Here is an 8,474-nt window from a genome sequence, read left to right on the forward strand (position 1 = left end):
CAGCGCTATGCGCTTGCCATGGACACAAATAGTTGGTTGCGGGGGCCGGATTTGAACCGACGACCTTCGGGTTATGAGCCCGACGAGCTACCGAGCTGCTCCACCCCGCGTCCGAATTGTATTGCCACCACAAAAAGCAGAGCAGTTGCTTCTTGCTGTCTTCGTCTCCACCGCAGTGCTATGCGCTTGCCATGGACACAAATGGTTGGTTGCGGGGGCCGGATTTGAACCGACGACCTTCGGGTTATGAGCCCGACGAGCTACCGAGCTGCTCCACCCCGCGTCCGAGGTCGCCCATAATAGGCGCCAACGCTGAGATTGCAAGTAAATATCCTAAAAAAAGTTTATTCGGGGATTAAACCGTCACATACTGCGCTCTTTTGCAACAAATCGCAGTTTTTTCAGGCAGCTAGCGATCTCTCGCCCCTCAGGCCCCTCCCCGCGCTCCCCCCGCTTTGCCCCTCTTTGCCATAAAAAAAGCCCGCACGACAAGGTGCGGGCGGAAGGATGCGCCGGGATCAGGCCAGCTGGTGCAACACGCTGGTCGCCGCAATCTGGGCGATGATGAGGCCGCACAGGGTCACGGAGACCACCACGGGGGCCGTCTCCTGCTGACGGTAGATGGGGCTGAACCAGAGCAGCAGGGCTGCGACCAGCAGGCCGGCCTGGGTCACTACCCCGGGGATCAGCGGGTCGAGCCCTGCGCTGCTCCCCTGCCAACCCACCAGCACCGCCAGCCAGATAAGACTCAGGATGGCGGAGACCAGCCCCGCCAGGGGCAGCAGCAGATTGAAGGCTTGCAGGCGGTGGCGGGCACGCAGCAGCATCAGGTGGGCAAAGGCCGACCCCAGCAGCACCATCTGCAGCAGGCCGCCGAGCCAGCCCTGAATCTGCATCAGACCCAGTCCGTAGAGGGCGAGCGGCATGGCGGGCAACCACAGCAGGGTGGCGGGGATGGCGCGCTTGCCCTCCAGGCGAGACTGGACCAGGGAGAGCACGATACCGAGCACCAGGGCGGCCCCCCCACTCCAGATGAGCCAGCCCGCAACCTTGGCCTCCACCGCCAGCATCAGAGAGAGCCCGGTGATCACCCAGACCGAGAAGAGCTGGGTAGTGATCCGCGAGCGCTGGCCCGGGCAGAGATCCCCGCGCCACAGGACGAGCCCCACGGCGATCAGGGCCCCCAGGGCCATCAGACCGGTCAGGGGAAAGAGCCAAAAAGGAAGTTGGATGAACATAGGGTCTCCGGCAGCAGTCCGGGTGCGGGTGCACCCGTCACAGGGTAAGGAAGGACAAGAGGCAGGGAGTATATCCAAACTCCCCCCGTCTTCCCAACGTCGCCGGTCAGCTTTGTCCCCGGGCAAGGGCAACCACCCGGGCAAACATCTGCTTGAGCACAGGGGGAATGTGCTCGCTGCCGAGGCGCTCCGCCTCCTCCACCACCGCCAGGGCCATGCCTGGCTTGCTGCGATGGTGGATCGCCTTGGCGATGATGCGCCCGGCGTTGAGGGTGGAGCGCCCCCCGACCCCCGCCTCACGCCGGAACACCCCCTCGAACCCGTTCTGGTAGAGGTAGTGCTCTATGTCTGCCGCCGGCAACTGGGTCAGCCGATCCCGCTCGCGCTCCCCCTTGAGCAGGGAGCGGGCGGAGCTTGCATACTTGGCGCCCGCCTCGTCACCGTCGGTGAGCAGGTGCCACTCTATGCCAAAGTCCCGGGCCACCTTGATGAGGGGGGCCTGGCCGCACTGGGCGAACTCGATGATGCGCACCCCCTCCGCCCGCAGGCTGTAGCCGCAGATCTGGGCCAGCTCCGAGAGCAGCCAGATCTCGGTCTCCCCTTCCACCAGCAGCCAGCAGCGGGCAAACATCGACATGGGCCTGTTGATGCGCACATGGAAGGCAATCTTGCGCAGATCGTCGCTGCTGTAGCGCTCCCCTCCCAACTGATGGCAGAGGATGTCCTGCTGGCGGCGTACCAGACGACGCACCTGATTGAGGGGCAAGGAGGAGAGCAGGTCCCCCGAGTTGGTGGTGAGCAGCTTCTGGCCGGGCAACTGCTCCAGCAGACCCCAGGCCAGGGCCAGCATGGTGGGATGCAGGCGGCTCTCTGGGTCTTCCAGCATCAATATGGGTCTGGCCCCCTCCTCCAGCTCCCGGTTGCCCCGGGCGTGGAGCAGCATGGCCGCCATGCCCGCCATGGCCAGTTGCAGCGCCCGGTTGTCCGCATTGCGCAGCAGTACCTGCAGGTTGCCGGGATTGCGCAGGGTCATGGGGCGATTGACGATATCCCGCTGGCTGCGCGGCTTGTGCTTGATGGGCGCCAGGGCGCTGAAGTAGTGCTCCATCAACTGCTGCACCGCCTGCAGCGCCTCCTTGAGTTCAGGCTCGCCGATGCGCTGGGGCTCGTCGGTGAGCTTGCCGGCCAGCTCGTCCAGCCGCTGCTCGCACAGATCCCCCCAGGGCAGCCGCTCGATGCCCTCCCGGGCGGTACGGGCATCCCGCAGCCTGAACACCGGGTTCATGGTAATGAGCAGACGCACCAGCGCCTCGTTGTTGTCGATGGCCAGGCTCTTGCCGATGCCGTCGAGAAAGTCGTGGGTGGTGAGCACGCTGCCATCGTCCTGCAACTCGGCACTGGCACGATAATGCACCCGGTGGAACTTGTCCTTGTGGGGGATCCAGGCCGCCCCGAGGCGGGCCAGACGGCGGGAGTGCTGGCACATCTGGGGACGATACTCGCTGAAGGTGAGCACCAGTTGCAGCGTGCGCGAGGGTTCGAGCTCGGGATCTTCGGGCCGGTGAAAATCATCCTGACCAAATTGATAGGGCTCGGCATCCCCCAGCAGGCACCAGAGGGCCCGCAGCAGGCTGGATTTGCCCCAGGCGTTTTCGCCGATGAGCACAGTGGTGTTGTCCAGCCCGAGGGAGAGGCGATTTATTCCGCGAAAACCTTTGACTTCAATGCGTTCCAGAAACATGCGGCCATATCCAGTCCATCCTGATGGCGCAATAGTGGCAAAGTTGCCGGAAAAATCCTATCGGGTTACGGCGTTTTCAGCGGGAACTGTGAGGAACGAGCGGTTCGGGCGGCGTCGGCTGGGTGGCGCGATAGAGGGGGGCATTCCAGTGGTTGAACCAGAGATGGCGAGTACGGGTCTGACGTTTGCGATGATTCAATGGGCATTCCTTTCAATGGACAAGAGACAGAGGGTACACCTCTTTTGCCCAGAGTCTCAGGGTTATCTGTGACAGGAGAATGACAACTGGGCTCGCCACTGGCCCGGGCTCAGGCCGAACGCCTCCCGAAAGCGGTTGCCAAAATGGGCCTGGGAGGAGAAGCCGCACTGGGCGGCGATGCTGGCCAGGGGCTCGCTTCCCGCCAGCAACAGCTTGGCCCGCTTGAGCCGCAGCCCGAGCAGGTAGCGGTGGGGCGGACAGCCCAGGCTCTGCCCGAACATCCGGGCGAAGTGGTATTCGCTCAGACCCGCCTCCCGGGCGAGCTCTCCCAGGGTGACCGGCTCGGCCAGGTGAGCCTGCAGATACTCCTGCACCCGGCGCACCACGGCGGGGGCCAGGCCGCCGCGCACCTCCGGCAGCGCCGGGGCCTCGCGGGTGTGATGGCGATAGGCGTGCAGCATCAGCATCCAGGCACCGTGGGAGAGCGCCATGCGATCGATGCCGTGCTGCCAGTCCAGCTTCATCAATTGCCCCTGCACCAGGGCCGCCGCCTGGGGATCGTCGATGAAGGTCTTGTCTTCCAGTTGCAGATGACGCCCCTCCTTGTCGCACGCCTGCTCGGCGATACGGGTGAAGTGGGCGGGGGTGAAGTAGAGGTGGAAAAAGCGAAACTCCTCGCGCACCAGCCACTCGGACCTGTGGTGATCCGGCATGATGCACACCTTGCCCGCACCGCCATGGCCACCGGGGCCGTCCAGCCGCTCGGTCTGCTCGCCCCCTTGCAGGTAGACGCTGATGGTGTGGTTGCCCGGCTTGTGGTAGCGGGTCTGATCGTAGCGGTTGCACCAGCTCGCCACCCCGAGTCCGGGCTCCAGCCAGCAGGAGTCCTCCAGCCTGGCACCGGTGCTCACCAGGGCATCAAAGACCCCCGCCTGTCTTGTCTGCTGCATGGCATGCTGCACGCTTGCGTCCCTCTCCGGCACTTGCCGCCCCTTTCCGCCCCTTTCCTGTCGCCATCTTATCGCGCCTCATGGTCAAAGGCTGCGCCTCCGTTGAAAAAACCGCAAGATGGTGCAAGCCGGCACCCCGCCTCCCGGTTCATGCTGATCACATCATCTTCTCTTGATGGGATCACACCATGAATCTGATGCTCTATGTTTCCACCGTCCTCATCTGGGGCAGCACCTGGATTGCCATCGCCTGGCAGCTCGGCCCCATCCCCATCGAGGTCTCGGTGCTTTATCGTTTCGCCCTGGCGGCCCTGGCCCTGTTCGCCCTGCTCACGGTGAGCGGCAAGTTTCCGCGCCTGCCCTGGGCGGGCCAGCGTTATGCTGCCCTGCTCGGCGCGTTGCTCTTTTCCACCAACTTCCTCTGTTTCTACCACGCCACCCTCTATATCCCGAGCGGTCTGTCGGCGGTGATTTTCGCCAGCGCCAGCATCTTCAACGGCCTCAATCTCTGGCTGTTCGAGGGTAAACGACCGGGCCTGCGCTGGCTGCAAGGATCGTTGCTGGGGCTGCTTGGCACCCTGCTGCTCTTCTGGCCGGTGCTGGCGGATGCGCAACTGGGTGCAAACGGCTGGAAGGGCTTGCTCTTTGCCTGCGCCGGCACCCTTTGCTTCTCTTTGGGCAACCTGGTCTCCGCCCGGGGACAGCGCCAGGGCTATCACGTATTGCAGATGGTACCCTGGGGCATGGTCTACGGTGTGGCGCTGCTGCTGGGCTGGGTCACGGTACTCGGTCAGTCACTCACCCTGCCCACCGACCCGCGCTACCTCGCCGCCATGGTCTATCTGGCCATCTTCGGCTCCGTCATCGCCTTCACCGCCTACCTCACCCTGGTGGGGCGCATCGGTGCCAGCAAGGCGGCCTACGCCACCGTGCTCTTCCCCCTGGTGGCCCTCACCCTCTCCACCTTCTATGAAGGCTTTGTCTGGCAGACGGTCTCCATCGTCGGCGTGGTGGTGAGTCTCATTGGCAACCTGGTGATCTTCGCGCCCCCCGTCAAGGCGTGGCGCTGGCCGCTATCAAGGGCCGCAAACGGTACTTGCCCCTGATGCCACCAGCCCCTAAGGTAACCGCGTCCAACACACGAGGAGGGAGGACGCATGTTACTGGAAGGGCTGGAGACACTCTGCCTGCTGGCAAGCGAGGGCACCATGGCCAAGGTTGCAAGCCGCCTCTATATCAGTCAGTCGGCGGTCAGCAAGCGCATCGCCCAGCTGGAGCAGCGCCTTGGCAAGAAGCTCATCGAGCCGGATGGCCGTCATATCCGCCTCACTCCCCAGGCCCGTGAACTGCTCGCCCGGGTAGCCCCGAGCCTCGCCGAAATGAAGGGGGTGCTGGCGGACAGCCAGATCCTCACGGATCAGACCCCTCTGTCCATCGCCTGCTCCGAAACCCTGCTGGCGGGCTACCTCGCCCGCTTCATGCACGCCTATCTTGAACGGGATCCCCACATTGCCCTCTCTACCCACCACACCCCGGTCATTCTGGCCCGGGTGCGCGGCGGGGATGCCCTGCTCGGGATCTGCGCCGGCCGCCTGCCGCCTGGCCATGGGCTGTGTGCCGAACGGCTGCTGGAGGAGCCCTTCTATCTGGTGGGGGAGGCTCTGGATGAGGCGGCGCAGCCGGATCACCAGGGCGCCTTGCAAGAAACTGTGACCAGCAAGCAACTGGCTGAAGGCGACGTGAGTCAGGGGATGCAGGGCAAGGTGCGCAAGATCCTGACCATGGATCTGGAGAACCCCTCAAACCGCTATCTGCGCGAGCCCCTGGCCGCCCTCGGGCTTATCCCCGCCATGGAGCTCGATTCCTACCTGGCGCTGATCGAGCTGGCCAAGGCAGGCATTGGCCCCGTGCTCCTGCCCGCCGGCCTGCTGGCGCTGGTGGGTGAGCAGGGGACACAGGCACGCCCCCTGCCGGGACTGGGCCGCCCGCTCCACCTGGTCTATCGGCCAAACAGCCTCAAGCGAGATCGCATTGCCCGCCTGGTGCAGGCGCTGCAAGCCCATTTCCGGCAACTGACGGCACTGGGCTGAAACGCAAGAGGGCCCGATCTGCGATCGGGCCCTCGTCATGGGGGATATCGGCTCAGCCCAGCCAGGCAAAGAGCTCGGGGTACTGGCTCCACACCAGCTTGGCGGACATCACCAGGGAGACGGTCACCAGCAGCGGCTTGATGAGCTTCACCCCTTTCTTGAGCACCAGCTTGGAGCCCATGCGCGCCCCGATGAACTGCCCCAGCGCCATGCACAGCCCCACGCTCCACACCACCTTGCCCCCCAGGGTGAAGAAGAGCAGGGAAGCGATGTTGGAAGTGAAGTTGAGCAGCTTGGTGTGGGCGGTGGCCCGCGCCATGCCAAAGCCCGCCAGGGCCACGAAACCGATGGCAAAAAACGACCCCGTGCCCGGCCCGAAGAAGCCGTCATAAAAGCCCACGCCCCCGCCCACCAGCAGGGCGAACGCCATGGGAGTGAGGCGACGCTGGCTCTCCGCATCGCTCACCCTGGGGGAGAAGTAGAAGTAGCAGGCAAACGCCATCAGCAGGAAGGGGAGCAGCCGCTCCAGGATGGCGGCATCGATGGTCTGCACCGCCAGAGTGCCGATGGCCGCCCCGATGAAGGTGCAGATGACCGCCGGCCAGATGATGGCCCACTCAAGGAGCCCCTTGCGGGCATAAAACCAGGTGGCGGAGAAGGAACCGAAACTGCTCTGCAACTTGTTGGTGCCAAGCACCAGGGCCGGCGGCATGCCGGTGGCCAGCAGGGCCGGCACCGTCAAGAGTCCCCCGCCCCCGGCGATGGCATCGATAAAGCCGGCGATGAGGGCCACCCCGAACAGGGCGACCAGGGTGAGCAGTTCCAGTTCCATCCATAGACCTCGTGTGATTGGCGGCGCCCGGCATGGCCTGGAGCCTGAAGGAGTCAACAGGTCGCTATCCTAGCGAGGGCGGGCTCATGAAGCCAACGAAACAATGGCAGCCAACTAATTCCTTATTTTCATCAATCAGCCCGCGAGAGGGCCTGCGCCTTGATAACCGCCAGCCTCTGTAACAGGGGCGCTTCATCCGCACCGGGCGCACGGCTTACCCGGCCAGCCATGTAGCGGCTGCTGATGAGGATTAATCCAGAGCGCGGCTCTGGCCCTTGATGGCCTCCAGCCCCTCCAGCAGGGGCACTTCATCCTCACCGGGCGCACGGCTTACCCGGCCAGCCATGTAGCGGCTGCTGATGAGGATTAATCCAGAGCGCGGCTCTGGCCCTTGATGGCCTCCAGCCCCTCCAGCAGGGGCCCTTCATCAGCACCGGGTGCACGGCTAACCCGGCCAGCCATGTAGCGGCTGCTGAAGAGATTGAACCAGAGCTGCAGCGCCTGTCCCGCCCGCAGCTCCCCGGCCACTTCCAGCACGCAGGCGGCCACCTCGGCGGTGCACAGGTGCTCGTCGCTGTGGGCGACGCGCATGCCGTAGGTAGAGAGCGCATCCGGCTTGATGGCGAGCACCGGGAAGCCGTCCAGATAGGGACTCTTGTTGAACATCTTGCGCGCCTCGGGCCAGGTGCCGTCCAGCAGGATGAACAGCGGCTTCTTGCCGGGGGCCAGTACCACCTCGCCGGTCAGGCGGTCGGGCGCTTTCTCGCAGGCGGGAAAGACCACGTAGGGCTGCCAGGCGGGATCCGCCAGCAGGGCCAGCAGCTCGGGATGGGGTTCGGTACGCGACCAGAGAAAGGCCCAGGTGGAGTCCGGCAGCACGTCGGCGATGAGGCGCCCGGTGTTGGAGGGCTTCATGGGCTCGCTGTCATACATCATGAGGCAGAAACCGGCCTCGGCCTTGAGCGCCGGGCGCCAGTCGCAGGCACACCAGTCGTGGCGCAGCTGGCAGGCATCACAGCGTGGCACGCTGCCGCCACGGGCAAGAAAGGGTCGGGTCGAGACGCTCTTGCGCCAGATGCGCAGGCGGTTGACGGCGTGATCGGGGATGGGCTTCATGGAACGCGGCTCTGACGGTGCCTGTGGCGGGACAAAAGGGGGCTGATTGTAACGGCGCGCCCTCCTGGCGGCAAGGCTTGCCGGGCGGCGCCCTGCCCCCTTCCCTCCCCGCGCTCTGCCCGCTTCCCCCCATGAAAAAAGGTTCTTCGCGGGATCCTGGGAAAGTGGAAGTTGACAGACAGGGTGCTGGTAAACTGGCTGTCTCCAAACACACCACCACCATCACCCTGCTGTCGCCGTGCATCATATTGATATTGCCTCCTTCTGGCCAGGTTATACCGTCATCGCCCAAGCGCTTTCTGCCAACC

The 8,474-nt window shown here is 64.6% G+C and carries 8 protein-coding genes, 2 tRNA genes and 1 pseudogene; 2 read left to right on the plus strand and 9 right to left on the minus strand.

The window, feature by feature from the left end; genetic code table 11:
- Window positions 1-33: 33 nt before the first annotated feature.
- The 6 genes from J9889_RS16795 to J9889_RS16815 form a co-directional block, all read right to left on the minus strand.
- A tRNA-Met gene (locus tag J9889_RS16795) sits at window positions 34-110 on the minus strand.
- Window positions 111-206: 96 nt separating this feature from the next.
- A tRNA-Met gene (locus J9889_RS16800) sits at window positions 207-283 on the minus strand.
- 235 nt (window positions 284-518) lie between these two features.
- On the minus strand, window positions 519-1,238 hold the full coding sequence (locus tag J9889_RS16805) for a hypothetical protein (protein ID WP_048207788.1): 720 nt from the start codon (window positions 1,236-1,238) through the stop codon (window positions 519-521).
- A 106-nt stretch (window positions 1,239-1,344) separates the two neighbouring features.
- Entirely contained in the window at window positions 1,345-2,979 is a 1,635-nt protein-coding gene (locus tag J9889_RS16810) for an ATP-dependent endonuclease (protein ID WP_039038583.1), read from the minus strand.
- A 76-nt stretch (window positions 2,980-3,055) separates the two neighbouring features.
- The gene (locus tag J9889_RS24560) at window positions 3,056-3,178 is read right to left on the minus strand and encodes a hypothetical protein (protein ID WP_256094327.1); all 123 of its coding nucleotides are present in this window, start codon (window positions 3,176-3,178) and stop codon (window positions 3,056-3,058) included.
- Between the two features lie 62 nt (window positions 3,179-3,240).
- The gene (locus J9889_RS16815) at window positions 3,241-4,128 is read right to left on the minus strand and encodes an AraC family transcriptional regulator (RefSeq protein ID WP_201921159.1); all 888 of its coding nucleotides are present in this window, start codon (window positions 4,126-4,128) and stop codon (window positions 3,241-3,243) included.
- Between the two features lie 188 nt (window positions 4,129-4,316).
- Here J9889_RS16815 and J9889_RS16820 point away from each other — a divergent pair, with 188 nt between their 5' ends.
- Both J9889_RS16820 and J9889_RS16825 read left to right on the plus strand, forming a co-directional pair.
- Window positions 4,317-5,234, plus strand: coding sequence for a DMT family transporter (locus J9889_RS16820; protein ID WP_041215090.1), 918 nt, complete (start codon window positions 4,317-4,319; stop codon window positions 5,232-5,234).
- 51 nt (window positions 5,235-5,285) lie between these two features.
- Window positions 5,286-6,218, plus strand: coding sequence for a LysR family transcriptional regulator (locus tag J9889_RS16825; protein WP_069651321.1), 933 nt, complete (start codon window positions 5,286-5,288; stop codon window positions 6,216-6,218).
- A 52-nt stretch (window positions 6,219-6,270) separates the two neighbouring features.
- On the opposite strand, the gene J9889_RS16830 is transcribed toward J9889_RS16825, so the two are convergent.
- The 3 genes and pseudogenes from J9889_RS16830 to J9889_RS16840 all read right to left on the minus strand — a co-directional run bounded on the left by J9889_RS16830 (window position 6,271) and on the right by J9889_RS16840 (window position 8,166).
- Window positions 6,271-7,050, minus strand: a complete 780-nt coding sequence (locus J9889_RS16830; protein WP_010674863.1) for a TSUP family transporter — start codon at window positions 7,048-7,050, stop codon at window positions 6,271-6,273.
- Between the two features lie 131 nt (window positions 7,051-7,181).
- Window positions 7,182-7,298: pseudogene (locus tag J9889_RS24195) on the minus strand (DTW domain-containing protein); the annotation flags it as partial.
- Between the two features lie 118 nt (window positions 7,299-7,416).
- Window positions 7,417-8,166 carry a tRNA-uridine aminocarboxypropyltransferase gene (locus J9889_RS16840; RefSeq protein ID WP_102948518.1) on the minus strand — a complete coding sequence of 250 codons (750 nt, stop codon included), beginning with the start codon at window positions 8,164-8,166 and terminating at the stop codon, window positions 7,417-7,419.
- Window positions 8,167-8,474 lie beyond the last annotated feature (308 nt).

The organism is Aeromonas sp. PrichA-15 (assembly GCF_017939245.1).
Lineage (GTDB): Bacteria > Pseudomonadota > Gammaproteobacteria > Enterobacterales > Aeromonadaceae > Aeromonas > Aeromonas caviae.

Coding starts and splice junctions, on each gene's coding strand:
- J9889_RS16805 (WP_048207788.1), bottom strand. CDS start 1,238: ATGTTCATCCAACTTCCTTTTTGGCTCTTTCCCCTGACCGGTCTGATG.
- J9889_RS16810 (WP_039038583.1), bottom strand. CDS start 2,979: ATGTTTCTGGAACGCATTGAAGTCAAAGGTTTTCGCGGAATAAATCGC.
- J9889_RS16815 (WP_201921159.1), bottom strand. CDS start 4,128: ATGCAGCAGACAAGACAGGCGGGGGTCTTTGATGCCCTGGTGAGCACC.
- J9889_RS16820 (WP_041215090.1), top strand. CDS start 4,317: ATGAATCTGATGCTCTATGTTTCCACCGTCCTCATCTGGGGCAGCACC.
- J9889_RS16825 (WP_069651321.1), top strand. CDS start 5,286: ATGTTACTGGAAGGGCTGGAGACACTCTGCCTGCTGGCAAGCGAGGGC.
- J9889_RS16830 (WP_010674863.1), bottom strand. CDS start 7,050: ATGGAACTGGAACTGCTCACCCTGGTCGCCCTGTTCGGGGTGGCCCTC.
- J9889_RS16840 (WP_102948518.1), bottom strand. CDS start 8,166: ATGAAGCCCATCCCCGATCACGCCGTCAACCGCCTGCGCATCTGGCGC.